We start from the raw sequence: 22,537 nt of genomic DNA, 5'->3' as shown, positions 1-22,537 counted from the left end.
ATGCGGCTGCTGGGAATACGTCGGCAGGAAAATCCTCGTTGAAAATAGTTTACAGCAAGCCGGTTCACCCTGTCCGGGAATCCGTCCGCCCGCCTCTTTTTTAGGGGGATGCAACAGGCAGACAATCAAAAGATTACAATTCGTACAAGAAAAGGTGCCTGGTTGGACTCCAACCAGGCACCTTTTCGCTTTCAATCAGGCACCTGTTGGACTCCAACCGGTGCCTGACAGCCCTGCAGGGAAGCCTCTGTTGAAATGTGTCATGACTTTTCCTTGACACATGGCGTGCGGAAGTCTCCCTTGCAGCGATGCGGAGAACTCATGCCACGCTCTCTATCAGCAGCCATATATTAAGCAAGGTGACGATGCCGGCCAGCGAATAAAGGAAGATCATGTTGGGCCTGCTGTTGGCATACTGTCCCATGACCCGCTTCGAGGAGGTAAGCCCGACCTGCAGGAAGACCGTGAACGGCAGCTGTACGGAAAGGAACATCTGCGAGACGATCAGCCCCTTGAACGGGTCGCCGATGAAGAAGATCATCAGGAGCGCGATGCCCAGCGAGAGGACGATGCCCACGATGGAGTGCGTGTCCTTGGCATTGTACGACTCGCCGAACAGGCCGGAGAAGATGCTCCCGGCCGCCATTCCGCTTGTTATCGTACTCGAAATGCCTGCCAGCAGCAGGGCTATCGCAAAGATGTTGGCGGCGTTGTTGCCCAGCAGCGGCTGCAGCATCGCCTGCGCCTGGGAAAGCTCTTCGACGTGCTGGCCGTGCGAGAAGAACGTGCTGGCCGCCAGGAGAATCATGGCGGAATTGATGGCCCAGCCCACAATCATGGAGAAGAGCGTATCAATGAACTCGTACTTCAGCATATAGCGGATGCGCGCGTCTCCCTTCAGATGGATCTCCCTACTCTGGACGATCTCTGAATGCAGGAACAGGTTGTGCGGCATGACGACCGCACCGAGCACGCTCATGATGATCAGGAGCGAGCCTTGCGGAACGGTCGGGACGAAGGCCCCCTCGATGGCGGCCGGCCAGTGGATGTCGACCAGGAACAGTTCATAGATGAAGGACAGGCCGATCATGGAGACGAAACCGATGATGGCACGCTCCATCTTCCTGTAGCTGTTCGTGAACAGCATGATGAGTACGGCCGCCGTCGTCAGTACGGACCCGGTGGGGATGCTCATGCCGAAAAGCATCTGCAGGGCGATGGCGCCGCCGAGGATCTCGGCCAGCGAGGTGGAGATGCTGGCAAGGATGGCGCTCACGATGATCGGCCGTCCGACCCACTTGGGGGCGAATTTCACGGCCGCCTCGCTCAGGCAGAGTCCCGTCACGATGCCCAGATGGGCCACGTTGTGCTGCAGGGCAATCAGCATGATGGTCGAGAGGGTCACGACCCACAGCAGCGCATAGCCGTATTCCGATCCCGCCGCGAAGTTGCTCGCCCAGTTGCCCGGATCGATGAAACCGACGGTCACGAGCAGTCCCGGGCCGATGTACTTGAAGATATCCAAGGCTCCCAGCACACGGGGGTGGTCCTTGCGTTTCAGTTCTTTTAATATATTCTTCATCCCGATTGAGTTTTCCGCAAAGTTACAACATCTCTGTGAGATAGAGCCATACAGCTTCTCAATTCTCGAAGATCAGCCTTAAAATTCACCACAATTGGGTATTCCCCGGAAAGCAGGAGAGCGGTACGGCATGGCAGGATTCCGTCGTGCCCTGCCGGTTCTGTGGATGGCTGTCGACGCCTTGTCTCCTGCTGTTTCCGTGCGCATCTTCAGCCGTCTTCTCTCCGTTTCCGCTCTTCCCGGCTGGAAGCTGAAGTCCGGCCACCTGAAAGGCGACGCCTCGGCAGGCCTGTTTCCCCGGACTTCCCTTGAACCGGACCGGGACGTCCCCGGGCTTCTCTTCTTGGCTTGCTGTGACGGTGCCGCTTGAAGTCCTGCAATGACCGGTCCGTAAGGAAAATAACAAATAGTTACATCCGGTGCTCGTTCTATCAGGTTATTTCATTTTATATTGAAAGGAAATGCCCTGTCTTCTTAATGAATCTTCCTGAGGGAAATCTGCGGATGCGTCATTAAAAAGTCAATGGGGGAATCTTCAGAAAACGAAAAATGCCCTACGCTTCACAGCGATGGGCATTCAATCTCAATAGGTATTAGTCTCTTTAAGGTAAAAAGATTGTATTCAGGATAACGTCTGCAAAGATAAGAGATTTATTTTGGACGAGCAAACTTTTATGCAACTTTTTTATTCATATTGAAACATTTTTTTATTACAGATTCTGCAGCCGGTCTCTGCCCGGAGCGTGTTTTGTAACATTCTTGTTGACAGATGGCTGTGACGTGTTGCGTTCTGTTATGAAAAACCGTGCAAACGTTTCATTGCAGCATGTGGTGTGCTTCTTTTAATGTGAAGGCTGTTGCTTATAGAGTCCTGCCCACTATTAAATTATAACAAAGTCTGTCATAAACGAGAAAAAATAAGTAACTTTGCAGCATAATAACAAACAGGAAAATATGACGACGATAGACAACAACACCAATGAAGAGAAGCGCAGCTTGAGCTTCGTGGAGCAGCTGGTAGAGGAGGACCTCGCAGAGGGTAAGAACGGAGGGCGCATCCAGACGCGTTTCCCGCCGGAACCGAACGGCTATCTTCATATCGGCCATGCAAAGGCAATCTGCATGGACTTCGGTGTGGCTGAACATTATAAGGGTGTCTGCAACCTCCGCTTCGACGACACCAACCCCAGCAAGGAGAATACGGAGTATGTAGAGAACATCCTCAACGACATCAGCTGGCTCGGCTTCAGGTGGGGCAGCATCTATTATGCCAGCGACTACTTCGAGAAGCTGTGGGACTTCGCCGTGTGGATGATAAAGAAAGGCCTGGCCTATGTCGACGAGCAGACATCCGAAGAGATTGCGGCACAGAAGGGCACGCCGACCACTCCCGGCACGGCATCGCCTTACCGTGACCGTCCGGTGGAGGAGAACCTCGCTCTCTTCAACAAGATGAACACTGCCGAGGCGGCAGAGGGAAGCATGGTGCTGCGCGCGAAGCTCGACATGGCCAATCCGAATATGCACTTCCGTGACCCGATCATGTACCGTATCATCCAGATTCCGCATCACCGCACGGGGACAAAGTGGCACTGCTATCCGATGTACGACTTCGCACACGGCCAGAGCGACTACTTCGAGGGTGTCACGCATTCCATCTGCACGCTGGAGTTCGTTCCCCACCGTCCGCTCTACGACAGGTTCGTCGACTTCCTGAAGGAGTATGACGGAACGGCTGACAACCTGCACGACAACCGCCCCCGGCAGATCGAGTTCAACCGCCTGAACCTCACCTACACAGTGATGTCGAAGCGCAAGCTCCATACACTCGTCGACGAACATCTCGTCAACGGATGGGACGACCCCCGCATGCCGACCCTCTGCGGCATGCGCCGCCGGGGCTATTCGCCGGAATCCATCCGCAACTTCATCGACTCCATCGGCTACACCAAGTTCGATGCGCTCAACGACGTGGCACTGCTGGAGGCTTCCGTACGCGAGGACCTGAACCGGAAGGCGACACGTGTCAGCGCCGTCCTCGACCCGGTGAAGCTCGTCATCACCAACTACCCTGACGGTCAGACCGAGGAGATGGAGGCCGTCAACAATCCCGAGAATGAGGCGGACGGTACGCATACCATCACCTTCTCGAAGAACCTGTGGATAGAACGTGCCGACTTCATGGAGGAGGCTCCCAGGAAGTTCTTCCGGATGACGCCGGGCAAGGAGGTGCGGCTGAAGAATGCGTACATCGTGAAATGTACCGGCTGTACGAAGGACGCTGAAGGGAACATCACGGAGATCCGGGCGGAATATGACGCCGACAGCAAGAGCGGCATGCCCGGAGCCGACCGCAAGGTCAAGGGTACGCTCCACTGGGTAAGTGCCGACCACTGTCTGAAGGCGGAAGTGCGTGAGTACGACCGGCTGTTCAGCATCGAGAACCCGTCGGCCGACGAGCGCGACTTCCGTGAGCTGCTCAATCCGGAGAGCCTGACGGTGCGTACGGACTGTTACGTCGAGCGGTATCTCGCAGAGAAGAAGCCCGGCGACTATCTCCAGTTCCAGCGCACCGGTTACTTCATGCTCGACCCCGACACGACCGAGGGGCACCTTGTCTTCAACAAGACCGTCGGCCTGAAGGATACATGGGCGAAGAAAGCCAAAGCATAACAACAGGCAGATTTGGACATATACTATCACAGTGACAGGTTCAGGCAGCTGCTCCGCAGGTACGAGGCGCTGCAGCAGGGCGACACCGGAGAACTTCCCGATGCCGAGGAGCTGACGGATGTCGCCGAGTATTACCACACTGTCGGCGAGGACGGAAAGGCCATGGAGGCGGCCGACTATGCCGTGCGGATGTATCCTACCGCCACGGCACCGGTCGCTTTCAAGTCGCGCATGGCGCTGCTCACCGATGACGATCCGCAGCGCGCCGGTGAAATAGCGGAGACGATCGTCGACAAGACCGACCTGGACTATCTTTATCTGAAGGCCGAAATCATGGTGGCAGAGGGAGCCGCCGATGCTGCCGACCGCTTCCTCCAGGCCCATTATGACGAGACGGTGGACCCGGACGACCGTGAGGACTATATCCTTGACGTCGCCGCCTTGTTTTCCGATTACGAGGAGACGGACTATACGGAGAAGTGGCTTGCCCGCTCGTCGATGACGGATGAGAACGACTACAAGGAACTTCAGGCGCGTGTCCTCAAGAGCCACGGCCGGTATGAGGAGAGCGAGGCGATCCTCAACGACCTGCTGGATGCCGACCCTTACTCCGGTCCTTACTGGAACCAGCTGGCACAGAACCAGTTTCTGAGGAATGACATCCGGGATTCCATTACTTCGAGCGAGTATTCCATTGCCATCAACCCGGAAGATGAAGAGGCCGTCCTCAACAAGGCGAACGGACTTTTCACCCTGGGCAACTACGCCGAGTCGCTGAAGTACTATGAGCGTTACAAACAGCTCTGCCCCCGTCAGGACATCAGTGTCATCGATGTCACCATCGGACATATCCGCCTTATGCAGGGGCAGGCCGTCGAGGCGCAGCAGTGCTACCGGCAGGCGCTGTCAGAGTCGAAGGACAAGGCACTGACCCTTGTCCACATCGGCATTTCAGCATTCGACAACGGTTATGTGGAATATGCTTACCGCATCTTCATCAGCCTGTTGCCGGAACAGGAGGACGGGTGGGACATCGGCTTCGCCTATCTCGCACGCTGCTGCTACGAACTGAAGAAGGAAAAGGAATACAGGCTGTTTCTGCAGAAAGCCGTTGAAAGAAATCCGGAGGAGTGTATCGAGGTGCTGGCCGACCTCTATCCGGAGGGTACGAGGCCGCAGGACTACCTTACGTCGGACTTCCGCCCACAGGACAGCTAAGAAACAAACGAACATTCATCAATAGAAAAGCATCACAATGAACTTTATCACAGCGCTGCTCTCACAGCTAAACTATGGCACCATATTCCTCCTGATGCTCCTCGAAAGCACCGTCTTTCCCGTACCGTCAGAGCTGGTCGTCACGCCGGCAGCCTACCATGCGGCCGGCGGGAACCTCAACATGTGGCTGGTCATTCTCTTCGCTACGCTGGGAGCCGACTGCGGTGCGACGATAAACTATCTTGCCGGATGGTATCTCGGCCGGCCTATCATCTATAGGTTCGCCAACAGCAGGTGGGGACATGCCTGTCTGCTGAACCAGGAGAAAGTGGAGAAGAGCGAGCGTTACTTCGACAGGCATGGTCTGGTGGCTACGATCACGGGGCGGCTTCTGCCCGGCATCCGCCACCTGATCTCCATTCCTGCCGGTCTGGCGAAGATGAGCTACTGGAAGTTCCTGCTCTACACCACCGTGGGAGCCGGTGTATGGCACAGCATCCTTGCGCTTCTCGGACATTACATGCACGCCTTTGTCCCGGAAGAACAGCTCCATGGAAAGATTCTGGAATACGGAGAGTACATCAAGGTCGGATTGATTCTTCTGGTTGTCATGGTCTGTCTCTATTTTGCCGTAAGGTGGTATGTCAGGAGGAGAAAGGCCGGCAGCCGGCAGGCATGAGACGGTTCTCAGATGATCAACTTAAATAAACCCTTGTTATGATTGCAAACGAGAAGTACATGGAGGAGATAGCAGGCGGGCAGCCCCTTTCCGACAGAGAGGAGCGTACGCTGGCCGGGAGAATAAAGGTGGGCGACGCACAGGCCTTGGAGAAGCTGACCAAGGCCAATCTGAAATACGTCGTTTCACTGGCGCATCAGTACCGCAACCGCGGGCTGGGAGAGGACGATCTCATCAGCGAGGGGAACATCGGCATGATGCACGCTGCACAGCGGTTCGACGGGTCAAGGGGTGTACGTTTCGTCGTTTTCGCCGCACCCTATATCCGCAAGGCCATGGAGGAAGCCATAAAAGAACAGGCGGCTCTCTACAGGCTGCCGCGCAATGAGAAAAACCGGTCTGAGCAGAAACGGTCGCACGCCATCTCTATCGACCAGCCTGTACCTGTCGGCAGCAGCAATAATTTCACACTTCAGAATGTGCTGGAAAACGACAATGCGCCGCATGCCGACGAGCAGCTCAATCAGGAGATTCTCAGTTCGGAAATCCAAAAGGGACTGGGTGTCCTGAATGAGCGTGAGCGGCAGGTCATCGCCTGTCTCTACGGCCTCTCCGGTGTCCATTACACCATGGCGGAGGCGGCGGAGCACATGGGACTGAAGCGGGAACGTGTCCGTCAGATCCGGGACAAGGCACTGCGGAAGCTCCACAAGCGGTTGAAGTAGGCGGGACGGGAACCTTCTGTCTCTGCCTGTTCCGTCCTTTCGCTGTCAGGAGAGAAGACGCGCGTATGCTGTCATCGTCGGGGAGGGCTGCTGCTGGCACGGGCAGCGACCTCCTCTGCACAGTATGCGCATACGGTCTGCCGGCTGCTTTCTGTTTTCATTTTCCCCTTTCTTCTGCCTTTTATTCCGATTTTTTTGTGTTACTTTGCAGGCAGTTGTTGGAGTATACTAACGTTTTAACCCTATCAGATTAAATGATTCCTTTTTGGAAGGGCCGCCGATGACCAATGTGAGAAATATGAAAAGGAGCTTGAAGTGGCTGGTTGCCATTGCGGCGACACCTGTCGTACTGTTTTTGGTTCTTGTCGCACTGCTTTACTGTCCGCCGGTACAGAACTGGGCGGTAAAGCGGGTCGCTGCGTATGTGTCGGCACGCACGGGGATGGAGGTGAGCCTTGATCAGGTCGGCCTGTCCTATCCTCTGGATCTCCAGCTGGACGGCCTGCGGATACTGCGGCAGAACGATTCCATCCCGGACAGGAAGGATACGGTGGCCGATGTACGCCGCCTGGTGGCCAGCGTCGACCTGCTGCCGCTGCTGGAGAGCAGGGTAGAGGTGAACGAACTGACCTTCACGCAGCTGAAGGCGAATACGGTCAACTTCATCGGTGACCTCCGTATCCGCGGCGACCTGCAGCGGCTGCACATTGTGAGCCATGCCGTCAATCTCGTCGGCGATTCGGTACGTGTGAACAAAGCGGATGTCGAGGGCGGATGGATTGATGTCGCCCTGGGTGACACCGTACCCGAAGACCCACACAAACAGAAGCCGCTGTGGCGGATCAACATAGACCGCCTCCATCTCGCCAGAACCGGTTTCACGCTTCATCTGCCGGGTGACACGATGAGCGTCCATGCCCATTTCACGAAAGCGGCGGCGAAAGGAACCGAACTCCTGCTGCATGACAATATATATAAGGTGGCGAATGTGGACTGGCAGGGGGGCGGGTTCAGCTACGACCAGAATTATGTCAGCCGTGTACGTCAGGGCTTTGATGCGGCTCACATCGCAATGCGTGACGTGAACATCGGCATAGACTCTTTCCTCTATGCTGCTCCGAAGCTGTCCCTGCGTGTTCGGACGGCCAATCTCCGGGAACAAAGCGGGTTCGTGCTGAAAGACTTCCGCGGACGGTTTGCGATGGATTCCACACGTCTCAGTCTGCCCGGTCTCTATCTCCGGATGCCGGGGACGGAGCTGGCAGGACGTTTTGAAATGGACATGAACGCCTTTGCCGATGACCGTCCGGGACGGATCTCTACCCAGCTGGACGGACACCTGAGTCTTGCCGACTTCCGTCCTTTCCTCACATCGGTACCTGGGAAAGTCTACCGGGCTCTCCCGAAAGACCGGATGACCGTTCAGGGACAGCTGGAAGGCAATCTCCGGTCGGTCTCGTTCCGCCAGCTTCATCTTGCTCTGCCAGGCTGTTTCGACCTTACGGGGACTGGATGGGTGGCCGATATGACGAAGGGAGCCGGGCATCTCCGCAGCGACCTGAGACTGAAGGGAACTGCCCGGAACCTTGATTTTATCGCCGGACTTCTGCCGAACACGGTACGCCGGACGGTAGCCCTGCCGCATGGAATCCGTCTGGACGGAACGGTTCATGTGCGCAAGACGCTTTATGCGGGGAAGATGCTGCTGAGCCAGGGCGGCGGCCGGATTCGGGTGGACGGTGCCTACGATACGGCAACCGGCCTTTATCGCCTTGCAGCTGATGCGACGGCATTTCCGCTCCAGCATTTCCTCCCGCACATGGGACTTTCGCCTTTCTCCGGCTCTGTGAAGACACGGGGACGCGGCACCGATGTGATGGATCCGAGGGCATCGACGAATCTAAGCCTGCGTATCCGCCGGTTTAAATATGGGAAATACGTGCTTGACGGACTGAACGGTGCCGTCTCGAAGCATGGCGAGCAGCTGTCGGCACATATAAAGAGCACGAACAGGATGCTGGGCGGCGACTTCTCCTACAAAGGCCGGGTAAGTGCGAAGTCGGTCGACGGGCACGTGCGCGGCTGGCTGCACAGGGTGGATCTGCATGCACTGGGAATGATGAAAGAGAGATATGTCGTCTCGACCTGGGCCGACGTTGATGTGCGTTCGGATATGGCGGCCACCCACCATGTCACGGGTCTCCTCCGTTCGTTCCGTTTCTTGCAGGAAGGCAGGAAGAAGAGCCGTCTTCTGGCTGCCGGGAACTTTGATGTAAGGGCGGATGTGCGTCCGGCAGGGCTTGATGCCCATGTGAAAGGAAGGCTGACGACGGCAGATCTGCAGGCTCTGGGACTGATCGGGAAACATTATGTGACGTCAGCCGATGCTGACCTGTCCCTGCGTTCGGACATGAAGCATTACTATGCAGTAAACGGTTACGTAGGCAAAGTTATGCTGAATGAGCTGCGCAAAGGCGGATATGTGTCGTTGGCAGAAGGCAGCTTCCATGTTGACGCTGCAATGCGGGGCGGAAAGATAGATGGTGCGGTCAAGGGTGTATTCCCCAGGATAGACCTCTATCAGCTGGGAGTCGTGGACAGACCGCTGTCCAGCAGTTTCGCCGCCAATGCGTCGTTTGCCATGGCGGGAGAGGATGAAATGAGTGTCCGGGGACTGATCGGCGACCTCCGTGTGACCGACGGGCAACACACTTATGTCCCGGGAGATGTGAATGTCGATCTCATGAGCCGCCGCGATACGGTACATGCCGCCGTCAGCGGGGGCGACTTCCGCCTCAATACGTCATTCAACAGTAGTGTACACCGGCTGGCAGCGACGGGGCAGAAGATTTATAAAAGCATCCTCAGCCAGATCTCCAGCCGGCGCATAGACCAGCCGGCCCTGCTCCGCCAGCTTCCCGTAGGACATTTCACGCTCCGCAGCGGCCGTGACAATCTCTTCAGCAATCTGCTTGCACGGGACGGCTATGCTTTCAAGGAGGCCGACATCGATCTGTACTCCTCGCCGGAGAGGGGCATCGACGGGCAGATCAGCATCGATTCGCTCGTATATGATGATGTGCATCTTGACAGCATCCGGGCCGATGTCACAAGCGTAGACGGTCAGGTCAATTATTCTTTGGCAGTGAACAACAGCCCGGAGAACACCTATCCTTATCACGGCTATCTGCGTGGCGTGCTGTACGAACATGGCCTGCAGACCCATGCTACCATCCTTGACAACAAGGGGAAGACCGGACTTGATCTGGCTTTGCAGGCTGCGATGAAGGGTCGTGGCATACAGCTGTCGATTATCTCTCCACAGTCGGTTCTGGGCTACAAGTCGTTTGCCGTCAACGATTCCAACTATATCTATATCGGACGTGACCGCCGCCTGTCGGCCAACCTGCGTCTTCAGGCGGCGGACGGGACGGGCCTGCTCGTCTCGACAGAGGATGCCGACAGCACCTCGCTGCAGAATGTTACGGTCTCTATGAACCACTTTGAACTGGGCAAGCTGTTCACGGTATTGCCTTTCGCACCGAATATCTCGGGCGTGCTCGACGGCGACTACCACATTGTCCAGACAGCCGGCGACCTTACAGTGTCGACCGATATGACAATCAAGAAGCTCGTCTATGAGAACTGCCCGATGGGAGATGTCGGGACACAGTTCGTGTATATGCCTAAAGGGGACGGATCGCATTGTGTGGATGGCATCATCACGCAGGACGGAAAGGAGGTCGGCATCCTCTCGGGTACTTATCAAAGCGAAGGAGCAGGGTCGTTGGATGCCACGCTGGAGATGAACCGCTTCCCGCTGAACTACGTGAACGGATTTGTTCCCGACCAGCTTGTCGGCCTTGAGGGCGTAGGAGAAGGGACACTGTCGGTGAAAGGACCGCTGAAGAAACTGGACATCAACGGTGAAGTCTATCTTGACTCTTCTTATCTGGTAAGTGTGCCTTATGGGATAAGGATGCGTTTTGCCGACGACCCGGTCCTGATACGCAACAGCCACATAGAGTTTGAGAACTTCGAACTCTTTGCCAGCAACGGTTCTCCCCTCGACATCTCGGGCTATCTTGACTTCTCCAATCTCGACAGGATGAGGCTCGACGCCCGCATGAGAGCCAAGAACTTCCAGATCATCAATGCGAAGAAGAATCCGCGTTCGGAGGTGTACGGCAAGGCTTTCGTCGACTTCATGGGTCAGGTCAGCGGGCCGCTGGACAACCTGCAGATGGGCGGCAAGCTCGATGTGCTGGGCAACACGGATATGACGTATGTGGTACGCGACGGCACACTGGCTACCGACACGGAACTGAACGACCTCGTCCAGTTCACCGATTTCAACGACTCTACGGTGGATGTCGTCAGGCGGCCGGACATCACCGGCTTCACGATGGGACTTGCCGTAGACATCGATGAGCAGGCACATGTGCTCTGCGCACTGAATGCCGACCAGTCCAACTACATCGACTTCATAGGCGGAGGCAGTCTGCTTCTGAACTACGACCCGACGAACGGGGTGCAGGTCCGTGGACGGTACACGCTGAGCGAGGGCGAGATGAAGTACTCCCTGCCGGTCATTCCACTGCGTACGTTCAATATCCAGGACGGAAGCTACGTTGAATTCACAGGCGATCCGATGCGTCCGACGCTGAACATTACGGCGACGGAAGACGTCAGGACAAGTGTCTCCAATGGTACCGGGGAAGGAAGGATAGTGGACTTCAAGTGCGGCGTGAGCCTTACCCGGCAGTTCCCCAAGCCCGGAGTCGAGTTCATTATCTCTGCTCCTGAGGACCAGGAGGTGCAGAACACATTGAACACGAAGAGTGTGGAAGAACGCTCGAAACTTGCCGTTACGATGCTGGCATCGGGTATGTATTTCGACGGAGAGAACTCGGCAAGTGCCAACACGGCGATGAGCGGTGCCCTGGCAGGCTTCCTTCAGACACAGGTGAATGCCATTACGGGCCGTGCGCTCAACTCCATGGGGCTGGATCTTACGGCCAACATGGAAAGTGCCGCTGATGTCAACGGCAACCTGCACACGGATTATACCTTCAAGTTCTCCAAGCGGTTGTGGAACAACCGTCTGCGCATTGTGATGGGAGGACGTGTCGCAACCGGATCGCAGTTCTCAGAAGAGAATGGAGCCTACTTCGATAATCTCTCGCTCGAATACCGCCTGAACCAGAAGGAGACGAAATACCTCAAGCTCTACTATGAGCGTGAGGCCTACGACTGGCTGGAGGGCAGCCTGAGCGAGTTCGGCGCCGGTTTCATGTGGAGGCGTAAGCTGCGCCATTTCAGGGACATCTTCCGCTTCAAGGAGGATGAGCCTGTCATCCTGCCGCCGGCAGCGACTCCGCGCCGTGACAGCTTAATTAATTTTGTCAATGAGAAGAAAAAATAACCATAGGTGGCTTAATGTGGTAAGCTACATAAGCCCCATAGGGCTGTTAGGGCTGGTTGTCTTGATGAACCTGACCGGCTGCAGCACTACCTCCGCCATTCCCGACGGCGAGCAGCTGTACACCGGCATGGAGTCGACAAGATACAGCAGCTACCAGCGTAACAAGCATTTCATTGCCGTGCAGGAAGAGCTTGACGTGATCCTGGCAACCCTGCCCAATGCTGCCTTGCTGGGCAGCCCGCATATACGGTCGCCTTTCCCTGTGGGTCTCTGGGTATGGAATGCCTTTTCGCCGGACACCACCCGCTTCGGCCGCTGGATGGTGAAGGCTTTCGGCTCGGCACCGGTGCTGATGAGTTCCACTACGCCTGACCTGCGTGTCACCGTGGGCGAGAACCTGCTGAAGAAGCGCGGCTATTTTGACGGAAAAATCAGCTATGAGCGGATTGCACAGCGCAATCCGAAGAAAGGGAGGCTGCGTTATGCGGTCGATATGGGACATCTGTGGACGCTTGACAGCGTACGGTATGCCAGTTTCCCGCCGGCGGCTGACAGTCTGATAACGGCTCACCTCGACGAGGCGGTTCTCCACAAGGGAGATCCCTTTGATGTGTCGACACTCGAGCAGGAGCGCAAACGGATTACGGAACTGTTCCGCAGCAACGGTTATTATTACTATCAGAACAGCGACGCCAGCTATCTTGCAGATACGACCCTCGTCCATGGCGAGGCAGCCGTTCGCCTGCAGATGGCCGACTCGGTGAGTCCCCGTGCCCTGCGGAAGTGGACGATCGGTACGGTCACCGTCAACCTGCAGCGTGAGTTTATGGAGAAGCTGGAGAAACAGCGCCGTTTCCGTGACGTCATCGTCAACTACAACGGGTCGCACATGCCGCTCCGTATGCGTACCATCGCCAACGACCTGAAGATGTGGCCCGGTACCTTGTATAATTACAAGCTGCATGAACAGAGCCAGCGGCAGTTGGGATCCAGCGGACTGTACACCTCTACGAACTTCACGTTCACCCCGCGTGACACCACGGATACGTGCCATATCCTGGACATGAAGGTGGACTGCCTGTTCGACAAGCCTTACGACTTCTATGTAGAGGCGTATGGAAAAGGCAAGACAAGCGGCAGATACGGTCCCGAGGGCATTATCGGTTTTACCAAGCGCAATGCCTTCCGTGGCGGGGAAAGGCTGAACCTGCGGGTACACGGTGCCTACGAATGGTCGTCGAACGACGATGACGACGGACGCAGCCGTCTGGGAATCAATAACTATGAGTACGGTGTCGAGGCGAGCCTGCAGATTCCGCGCCTTGTCAATCCTTTCGTCGCGCCTCCCCGTAAACGCTGGATGAAGATACAGAGAAAGGTGGAAGAGGCTGCGGAAAAGGGGCTGGTGTACAGGCCGAAACCGCCCCGTACCTATTATGCTACGCCTTCCACGACGCTGAAAGCCTCTGTCGACGTGCTGAACCGTGCCAAATACTTCAAGCGGCATGTGGTGTCCGGAGAACTGACCTACCAATGGCAGCCCAATGAACGCAACAGCTACTCGTTCTCGCCGCTCTCGCTGACGTATGAATACATGCACAAGGTGACCGACCGTTACCTGGAACTCGTCGACAGCGTACCCTATCTGGAGGTGTCGATGGCGGACCAGTTCATCCCGAAGATGCTGTTCCAGTACACCTTCATGAGTCCTGTCCGCTACCGCAATCCCGTGAAGATATGGACTACCGTGAGTGAAGCGTCAAATGTGCTGTCGGCTGCTTATGCCCTGTCGGGCCGTCATTGGAGCGAGAAGGACAAGCAGCTCTTCAAGAACCCTTTCGCACAGTTTCTCAAAGCAGAGGCTAATCTGACGAAGGTATGGACGGTGGCGGAGAAGAGCAGTGTTGCCGCCCACGTCAATGCAGGAACTCTCTGGGCATATGGGAACAGCCGTTTCGCTCCGTACACCGAGCAGTTCTATGTGGGCGGAGCCAACAGCATCCGCGCCTTCAACGCACGGCAGATCGGTCCGGGACGCTACCGGTCTACCCAGCGCCGCCGCTCGTATGTGGAACAGACAGGCGACATCAAGTTCCAGATGAACCTTGAGTATCGTCCCCGGCTGATGGGTTCGCTCTATGGAGCGGTCTTCCTCGATGCGGGCAATGTGTGGACGATGCACTATGACGAAGGCCGTCCCGGCGGCTACTTCAAGATGAAGAACCTGTTTAAGGAGATGGCACTCGGCACCGGTGTGGGTCTCCGCTACGATCTCGGTTACTTCATGCTCCGGGTAGACTGGGGTGTCGGCCTGCACGTGCCGTATGACACGGGCAAGAACGGCTTTTACAATATCTCCAGTTTCAAGGAAGCGCAGGCGCTCCATCTGGCGATCGGACTTCCTTTCTGATCTGCCGTCCGTCCCGGGAGATGCCTGCAGCGCCTCGTGGAGAAAGGGGCTTTCTTTGGTCTTGCTGCCAGACAGACATTATATATACCGGCGAAGCCGGATTTCATTGCAGGATGAAATCCGGCTTCGCCGGTATTCTTTTGTTCTTCCGTTCAGTGCGTGGACGCTTTTCGTATGGCTTTAACGGAAGGGCCGAAGTGATTCATTCAACAAGAACATGGGCGAGACGGTCAGCTGTCCATCCTTTTATCATCCTCCGATACAAAGCCCTTTTCAATTTAATATGTTGGAAATACAGACAGGATTTTGAAAAACCATTACATAATTCCAAACAAATCATCTGCGGATATACAAACATACGCAAAAAAGCAAGTCCGTAACCAGCAGTCAATCAATTGGTTGTCAAACCGTTCAAAAAGGTGCCTGATTGGACTTCAAAAGGGCGTTGATAACGCGCTGAAAGGGCACCTGTTGCAAGTCAATCAGGCATCTTTTAGAAGCCAGAAGGGCATGTGTTGCTTTGCGTTGCATGAAAACAGTTTACAAACACCGATGATGTGGGAATAAGCCGTCTGTGGAAGACGGAAAGACATGCTGATGGACAGGCATCGTATCAATTTCGCCTTTTCTGCATTTTGTCTTGTAGTTTATCCTCCTTTGCAAAGCCGTCTGATTCCGGGCAGTCATACCCTGCAGGCGCATAAGCCTTTGTTCTTCTTCCAATCTACGCATTTAGCGGAAGAACCGAAAAGGAGACAGATTGCCGTATGGCTTGTCTGCCTTGCCCCATTTCATGGACAGCAAGGCTACCGTCCCTCATCCACGATCGGGTACAGTTCGATGAATTCGCCCTGGTGTTTCTTCCCGTCATTGATTACAGCGGCGATTTTCTCACCGACGACATCCACGGAGTGCGCCCCCGGTCCGGTATAATGGTTGTTCAGGTCGGTCGTGGTGGCTCCCGGATGGACGTCGAAGATTTCGACCGGGAAGTTGTTCTTCTCAAATTCCATTGCCATGATGCCGGTCATGGCATTCTGTGCCGCTTTGCTTGCCACATAAGCCATCGGATGCCAGTACGGACTCACTTCCGAGGGTACTGTGATGTTTACAATCCGCCCTCTGTTCGCCGCCAGCAGGGGGATCAGGGCCTGGGTCAGAGCGAATGTCCCGAGGTAGTTCACCTGTATCGTCTCTGCCGCATCCCGGAGTTCGGTCCGGTAGCTGGGAACCTCCATGTCGCCGGGAATCCCGGCATTGTTGACGAGGAGTTCCAGATCGGGATGTTTCTCCTTTACCTCCCTGGCGGTCTGTTCCAGACTTGCATTGTCCGACAGGTCGACGTGCTGCCAGCCGATGACCTCCGCTCCTTCCTCCCTCAGCGTTTTCATGGCTTTCTCCGCACGCTGACGGCTGCGTGCGCCGATGATGATCTGCCATCCGCTTCTGCCCAGGAATTTACTGATTCCATAACCGATTCCCTTGTTTGCACCCGTCACTAAAGCTTTTCCCATAGTTGTCTGTTTCTTTATAAGTTTTTTCAGAACCCCCTGTTGCCATGTCGGCATGGGATGTTCCGGGTACAAAGGTACTGTTTTGTTTTGAATAACCCGCCTGCGCCACGGATATTCTCCCTGGCGGTTCTCTGTACTTTCGGCTTTTCCCATTCAGTTCCCCGTACGTCGCGGGCTGATATGTCCGGAGAAAATTTGCATAAAGCGTTTTTTTCTTTACCTTTGCAGACGGATTGAAGTATATATGAATAAAACTGAATGTAATGAAAAAAGAATCCATACGTCTTGCCCTTCTTGTCCTGATGGCAGGGCTCATGCTGTCGTCCTGCATCAGGGAAGAGGCTTTGAACGCCGAGGCCGACATCACCGACGTGTCGGTGGAGGGTGTAACGCTTATCCGCAAACCGGTCGTCACGAACAACGAGGTGCTTTTTTATGTCAATGGGTGGCAGGAACTGGATCGTCTTTCCCCGAAGTTCAAGACGACGGACGGGGCGACGATAGAGCCGGCAAGCGGCACAGAGAGAGACTTCACCCGGCCGCAGAGCTATACGGTGACATCGCAGGATGGGCGGTGGAAGAAGACCTATAAGGTATCATTCGTGTCGGACGACGTGGCTACCGAGTACCACTTCGACAACATGAAATGGTACGAGTACAGAGATTCCTGGAATCCTGCAGCCCCTGTCCAGAAGCTGTTTCACATTCTCGTAGACAAGACGTCGGACGGTCATGAGTTCGAGTGGGGAAGCGGCAACTCCGGCTTCCTGTTTGCTGCCAATGGAGCGACTGCCGACAAGTATCCGACCTGCCAGGAGGAAGAAGGATACAAAGGAAAATGCGCGAAGCTGCAGACTGTGAGTACGGCTGCTTTTGCTTTGCTGGGGACTCCTATCGCCGCCGGCAACCTGTTTACCGGCACCTTCGAGCTTAACTTCTCGAATCCGGCGAAGTCCACCCGCTTCGGCGTTCCTTTCCGCAAGAAGCCGAAGGAACTTGTGGGGTACTACAAGTACAAGGCCGGACCGACGTTTACAGACAAGCATCTGAATAAGATTGCCGGCCGGAAAGACAGCCTTGCCGTCTATGCCGTATTGTTTGAAACGGGAGACGGGGTGGATTACCTCGATGGAACGAACTCGCTGACGAGCGACCGGATCGTCCTGCTGGCACAGCTGAAAGAGGGGCGGGAGACCGACGAGTGGACACGCTTCTCCATTCCTTTCAAAGCCGTAGGAGGCCGGTCGGTAGATCCGGAAAAGCTGCGGCAGGGGAAGTACAGTCTTGCCATCATAATGTCGTCCAGCAAGGATGGAGCCGCTTTCAACGGGGCGGTGGGCAGCACGCTGTATGTGGACGAACTCAAGCTGTTCTCAGAGTAGATGGAGGGCCGTGTGCCGTTTTCGGAATACGTATAATAAAATAAGGTGAAAAATAAGCAGATGAGACATACGAATATAATCGTCGCCATAGCGGCATGGGGCTGTGTACTGTCCGGTCGGGCGCAGACGGATCGCACGCCGGCATTGCAGTCGGCAGAACATAACGGATGGGAATACGAGGTAAAGGCCGGTGTGAACATCGGCGGCGCATCGCCCTTGCCTTTGCCTGTGGAGGTACGGGAGATCAACAGTTACAGTCCGAAGTTCAATGGAACGTTCGAGGGGACTGTGACCAGGTGGCTGGGCCGGAACCGGAGATGGGGACTGTCTGCCGGTCTGCGGATTGAAGAGAAAGGCATGCTGACAGGGGCGACGGTGAAGAATTACAGTACGGAGATCGTCTACGAGGGCAGTCGTGTAGCCGGATATTGGACGGGCTATGTGAAGACTGATTATAACACGACGCTGCTCACTGTGCCGCTGCTGGCAGACTACCGTGTCAATGACCGGTGGAAGCTCCGTGCGGGACTGTTCTCGTCCGTCAAGCTGGACGGCGATTTCTCCGGATATGTGAGCGACGGCTATCTCCGTGAGGGTACGCCTGTCGGTGAGAAGCTGACTTTTGATGACGGGAGCAGCGCCCCTTATGACTTCTCCTCTCACCTGCGCCATTTCCAGTGGGGCGGCCAGCTGGGGGCAACATGGTGCGCCTTCAGTCATTTCACGGTGAATGCCGACCTTACATGGGCTTTCAGCAACATCTTTGAAAGCAGTTTCAAGACGGTCAGTTTCAATCTCTATCCCGTCTATCTGAAGCTTGGCTTCGGGTATCGCTTCTGACGCTGTTCTCCTCTGTTGAGCAAAGAGAAGAGGCGGCAGGGACCGCTGTGCAGCCTGTCATGGCAGGGCTTGCCTCCCCCGTGCGTCCGCTGCTTTCCGGCAGGAGGGCAGGCACTGTGGAGCGGGCAGGAGGCGGCAGAGACGGTCTCAGGGCTGCCTCAGGATCACATATATTATGACAGGTGCCCCGATGAGCTGTGTCACGGCATTGAGCGGGAGGATGCCCTGTTCGCCCGGAAGGAAGCAGATAAGGTTGCACAGCAGAGCGATGACGGCTCCGCAGAGGACTGTCCCGGGTAGGAGTGTCTGATGGTTTCCGGTACGGAACAGCAGACGGGCCACGTGCGGTATGGCCAGTCCGATGAACGATACAGGACCGCAGAAGGCCGTCGTCGCAGCGGTAAGAAGTCCGACGATGAGCAATAGGATATTGCGGATCCGGCGGACGCTCACGCCCAGGCTCTCGGCATATTGCGGTCCTAAGAGCAGGATGTTCAGCGGTTTGGTCAGGAAGAACGAGAGCAAGACACCTGACAGACAAAGGGCGGAAAAGGGTGCCATGTGAGACATTGAGACACCTCCGAAGTTTCCCATTCCCCATATCGTATAGCTCCGTATGCCGTCTTCCGAAGCAAAGAAATTCAGCAGGGAGACGGCGGAGGAGGAGACGTAGCCCACCATCAGTCCTACGATCAGCAGCAGAATGCTGCTGCGTATCAGGGTAGACAGGAACAGGATAAGCGCCGTCACGCCGGTCGCCCCGATGAAGGCGGCCGTGAGGATGGCAAGGAATCCGGAGACGGAGAACAGCGCGGTCGACAGCGTACCGCCCAGCAGCAGCATGACCAGTGCCACCCCCAGTCCGGCTCCGGCGCTGATGCCGAACACATCCGGTCCTGCCAGCGGGTTGCGGAACGCGGTCTGCAGCAGCAGGCCGCAGGTTGCCAGTGAACTGCCGCACAGCATGGCCGTCAGTGCCTGTGGAAGCCGGCTCTCCCAAATGATATACCGCCAGCTGTCTTTTCCCGTATATTGTCCGGACAGTATCTCCAGCACATCGGGAAACGGTATCCGGACGGATCCGACCGTCAGGTTCAGCCCGAACAGCAGGACGGTGCCCGCCGTCAGGATGATAAAGATGCAGATGCTACGTCTCATTGTCTAAAACCGTCAGAGTGTGTTCACGTTCCGTCTCAGTCTTTCAGTTTCCTGTAATAGCGCATGGGGGCGATGTGCAGGTCGGGATGGAAAAGCTGTATCAGGTCGGCCAGCAGCCAGTCGGGTCGCCAGCTTACTTCCTCGAAGTAAGGCACGCTGTCCACTTTGCAGCCGTAGATTTCTTCCGTCCGGTAAGGCTTCAATGCGGCATAGCCCTGGTACTCTGCCAGCAGCTTCCTGCGGCTGAAGTCCCCGTTGTAGCACAATACCCAGAAGTCGCTCTGTCCGAACTTGTCAAGGATAGTCTCGAAAGGCATTGAGATGCTGCCGCTGTGCGTGTCGTCCGAATAGGCATAGCCGCCCTGCGCATCCTTGTACAATAGCCCTACGCTGCTCTTCCCGCCTGGAAGATACCACACGGCTCCCACTTTCCTGTCGGGGAGGATGCTGCGTTTTGTCCTGCTTGTTTTCGCCTTTCTGCTCAGAGCCTTGTAGTTCCGTTCTACGAGGCTGAACAACGAGTCTGCCTCCTTCTCTTTTCCGTAGAGCAGGCCGTAGAACTTCATCCATTCGGCACGTCCCAGAGCGGAAGCCTCCATATAGTCGGCACACTCGATGACGGGTACGCCAGTCTCTTCCAGACGGTCATGGCCTCCGCTGTTCTCGAAGGGTGAAAGCAGGAGGGCATCGGCATGCAGGTCGATGATCCGTTCAATGTCGGGCTGCATGGCGTTCCCACAGTCCCGGATGTCCTCCCCCTTCCGTGTACGGTTCTGTATGTCGGGAATAAGCATGTATTTCAGGTCGGCCACGCCGGCGATGGCTTTCTGTGCATGCAGCATTTCCAGCAGACTGGCATGGGCGGTCGTGAAGACCACGCTTCTCCGGAGCGGGACGGTTATCTTTGTGCCGTCGTCGGGAACTGCCGCCCTCGAGTTGCGGTTCACCAGATAATAGGTATGCAGAAGGGTGTTCTTTTTCCAAGGGTTCAACAGCCGGACCGCAATGTACCCGCCTGTCCGTTCGATGGAAATGTTCTGGGCATAGCGGAGTTCCGTCTTCGCTCCTTTCTCTTTCTTCCGGGCTGTTCTGTCATGTGGACTTCCGCAGGATGCGAACAGCAGCAAAGCAAGGATAAATGCTGATAAGTGATGCATGAATGATGGATTTAGGTGCAAAATTACAAAAAAAGAGTGATTTGCTTGCGTGTTAGAAATATTTTTTATACTTTAGCCGCCATATCTACTAACGATCTGATTTTAATCTAAACAACTAACACCATGGCAGAAGAAAAGTCTAACGCCCTTAGCAGCCACATCGAGATGAAGAAAGTCTGGGAACTTCTGGCAATCCTCGTGGTGACGGCCATCGTATGGAATCTGCCCACAGACATTTTCGGTATTGATGGGCTGACCGTAGTACAACAACGCATTATCGCAATCTTTGTGTTCGCCACCTTGTCGTGGCTGACGGAGTGTATCCCCGCCTGGGCGACTTCTCTGAGTATCATGACCATCATGTGTGTTACGGTGTCAAAGAACGCCTTTGGCATCTTCAAGCATGACGGTATCGGCGACCTCCTTGACTCAAAGGAGATCATGGCATCTTTTGCCGATCCGATCATTATGCTCTTCCTTGCCGGATTTGTTCTGGCGATAGCAGCCTCCAAGTCGGGGCTCGACACGCTTCTGGCACGCAACCTCATCAGGCCTTTCGGGCAGAAGAGTGAGAATGTGCTTCTGGGATTCCTGCTCATCACAGGACTCTTCTCGATGTTCATCTCTAACACGGCGACGGCAGCGCTCATGCTTACTTTCCTGGCACCGGTCTTCGCCGCACTCCCTGCCAACGGAAAAGGACGCATCGCCCTGACAATGTCCATACCTGTTGCGGCCAACCTCGGCGGTATGGGGACGCCTATCGGCACGCCGCCGAATCTTATCGCGCTGAAGTACCTTAACGACCCGGAAGGACTGAACATGAACATCGACTTCATGCACTGGATGGCCTTCATGTTCCCGCTCGTCATTCTGCTGCTGCTGCTGTCATGGAGGATCATCCTGCATTTCTTCCCGTTCACGCAGAAGACCATCCATCTGAAGATCGACGGTGAGGTGCATCGTGGATGGCGTATGTGGGTGGTGATCATCACGTTCATCATTACCATCCTGTTGTGGGTGATTCCGAAGAGCGTGACAGGCATTGATACCAACACCGTCTCGATGATTCCGATGGGGCTCTTTGCCATCACAGGTGTCATTACGGCAAAGGATCTGCAGGAAATCAACTGGAGTGTCATCTGGATGGTAGCCGGCGGTTTTGCCATCGGACTGGGCATGAACGGTTCGGGACTGGCGGATGCGGCCATTGAGAGCATTCCGTTCGGAGAATGGAGTCCTATCGTTATCCTCGCTATCTCCGGTCTGATCTGTTACTTCCTGTCCAACTTCATCTCCAACACGGCGACGGCGGCGCTCCTTGTGCCGATTCTTGCCGTGGTATGCCGCGGTATGGGTAATAAACTGGGCGGCATCGGCGGTACAAGTACCGTCCTCATCGGCATTGCCATTGCGGCTTCTACGGCGATGTGTCTTCCGATCTCGACCCCGCCGAATGCCATCGCTTACTCTACGGGGCTGGTCAAGCAGAACGATATGCTCAATACCGGACTTACCTGCGGTATTATCTCACTTATTCTGGGTTATATCCTGCTGTATTTCATCGCACAGCTGCATTTCCTCGGATAGGAGTCCCGTCAGGAGGACAGCTTTCTCCTTGTGAGCTGCTGGTCTCTCTGCGGTGACGTTATTGCGCCTTGTCCGGAGCGTGTCTTTCCGGAGTCAACAGAAACAGCCATATCAAAGCACGGTCTGCTGGGGTATGGCTGTTTCCGTATAGATCCTTCGGACATGGTGAACAGGATGAAAAGGC

General features: G+C 55.5%; 13 protein-coding genes. 9 read left to right on the top strand and 4 right to left on the bottom strand.

Annotation, left to right across the window (positions count from 1 at the left end; all coding sequences use genetic code 11):
• Positions 1–319: 319 nt before the first annotated feature.
• Positions 320–1,582 (bottom strand): Nramp family divalent metal transporter, encoded by a 1,263-nt coding sequence (locus tag HMPREF9141_RS01860; RefSeq protein WP_007366717.1) that lies wholly within the window; start codon positions 1,580–1,582, stop codon positions 320–322.
• 954 nt (positions 1,583–2,536) lie between these two features.
• Here HMPREF9141_RS01860 and HMPREF9141_RS01850 point away from each other — a divergent pair.
• The 6 genes from HMPREF9141_RS01850 (at position 2,537) to tamL (ending at position 14,712) form a co-directional block, all read left to right on the top strand.
• Entirely contained in the window at positions 2,537–4,255 is a 1,719-nt protein-coding gene (locus HMPREF9141_RS01850) for a glutamine--tRNA ligase/YqeY domain fusion protein (RefSeq protein WP_007366714.1), read from the top strand.
• Positions 4,256–4,267: 12 nt separating this feature from the next.
• Complete coding sequence (locus tag HMPREF9141_RS01845; protein WP_007366713.1) at positions 4,268–5,473, top strand: tetratricopeptide repeat protein; 1,206 nt, start codon at positions 4,268–4,270, stop codon at positions 5,471–5,473.
• A gap of 37 nt (positions 5,474–5,510) precedes the next feature.
• The gene (locus HMPREF9141_RS01840; protein ID WP_007366712.1) at positions 5,511–6,152 is read left to right on the top strand and encodes a DedA family protein; all 642 of its coding nucleotides are present in this window, start codon (positions 5,511–5,513) and stop codon (positions 6,150–6,152) included.
• A gap of 38 nt (positions 6,153–6,190) precedes the next feature.
• The gene (locus tag HMPREF9141_RS01835) at positions 6,191–6,877 is read left to right on the top strand and encodes a sigma-70 family RNA polymerase sigma factor (RefSeq protein ID WP_007366711.1); all 687 of its coding nucleotides are present in this window, start codon (positions 6,191–6,193) and stop codon (positions 6,875–6,877) included.
• A 280-nt stretch (positions 6,878–7,157) separates the two neighbouring features.
• Positions 7,158–12,302 (top strand): translocation/assembly module TamB domain-containing protein, encoded by a 5,145-nt coding sequence (locus HMPREF9141_RS01830; RefSeq protein ID WP_007366710.1) that lies wholly within the window; start codon positions 7,158–7,160, stop codon positions 12,300–12,302.
• The gene (gene tamL, locus HMPREF9141_RS01825; RefSeq protein WP_007366709.1) at positions 12,286–14,712 is read left to right on the top strand and encodes a translocation and assembly module lipoprotein TamL; all 2,427 of its coding nucleotides are present in this window, start codon (positions 12,286–12,288) and stop codon (positions 14,710–14,712) included. Before HMPREF9141_RS01830 ends, tamL begins: the two co-directional genes overlap by 17 nt.
• Positions 14,713–15,518: 806 nt before the next feature.
• Here the strand turns inward: tamL and HMPREF9141_RS01815 are convergent.
• Positions 15,519–16,226, bottom strand: coding sequence for an SDR family NAD(P)-dependent oxidoreductase (locus HMPREF9141_RS01815; RefSeq protein WP_040554344.1), 708 nt, complete (start codon positions 16,224–16,226; stop codon positions 15,519–15,521).
• A gap of 263 nt (positions 16,227–16,489) precedes the next feature.
• Here HMPREF9141_RS01815 and HMPREF9141_RS01810 point away from each other — a divergent pair, with 263 nt between their 5' ends.
• Both HMPREF9141_RS01810 and HMPREF9141_RS01805 read left to right on the top strand, forming a co-directional pair.
• The gene (locus HMPREF9141_RS01810; RefSeq protein WP_007366705.1) at positions 16,490–17,608 is read left to right on the top strand and encodes a PCMD domain-containing protein; all 1,119 of its coding nucleotides are present in this window, start codon (positions 16,490–16,492) and stop codon (positions 17,606–17,608) included.
• 60 nt (positions 17,609–17,668) lie between these two features.
• Positions 17,669–18,448: a porin family protein gene (locus HMPREF9141_RS01805; protein ID WP_007366704.1), complete on the top strand. Its 780-nt coding sequence runs from the start codon at positions 17,669–17,671 to the stop codon at positions 18,446–18,448.
• Between the two features lie 147 nt (positions 18,449–18,595).
• Here HMPREF9141_RS01805 and HMPREF9141_RS01800 read toward each other — a convergent pair whose 3' ends face one another.
• Together HMPREF9141_RS01800 and HMPREF9141_RS01795 are read right to left on the bottom strand one after the other, a co-directional pair.
• Entirely contained in the window at positions 18,596–19,606 is a 1,011-nt protein-coding gene (locus HMPREF9141_RS01800) for an iron chelate uptake ABC transporter family permease subunit (RefSeq protein WP_007366702.1), read from the bottom strand.
• A 35-nt stretch (positions 19,607–19,641) separates the two neighbouring features.
• Positions 19,642–20,763 (bottom strand): ABC transporter substrate-binding protein, encoded by a 1,122-nt coding sequence (locus tag HMPREF9141_RS01795; RefSeq protein ID WP_007366701.1) that lies wholly within the window; start codon positions 20,761–20,763, stop codon positions 19,642–19,644.
• Between the two features lie 123 nt (positions 20,764–20,886).
• Here HMPREF9141_RS01795 and HMPREF9141_RS01790 point away from each other — a divergent pair, with 123 nt between their 5' ends.
• Entirely contained in the window at positions 20,887–22,353 is a 1,467-nt protein-coding gene (locus tag HMPREF9141_RS01790) for an SLC13 family permease (RefSeq protein ID WP_007366700.1), read from the top strand.
• Positions 22,354–22,537: the final 184 nt, after the last annotated feature.

Origin of the sequence: Prevotella multiformis DSM 16608 (assembly GCF_000191065.1) — a bacterium.
Lineage (GTDB): Bacteria > Bacteroidota > Bacteroidia > Bacteroidales > Bacteroidaceae > Prevotella > Prevotella multiformis.
Note: the sequence above shows the minus strand (reverse complement) of the source record. Positions and strands in the feature narration are given on the sequence as shown.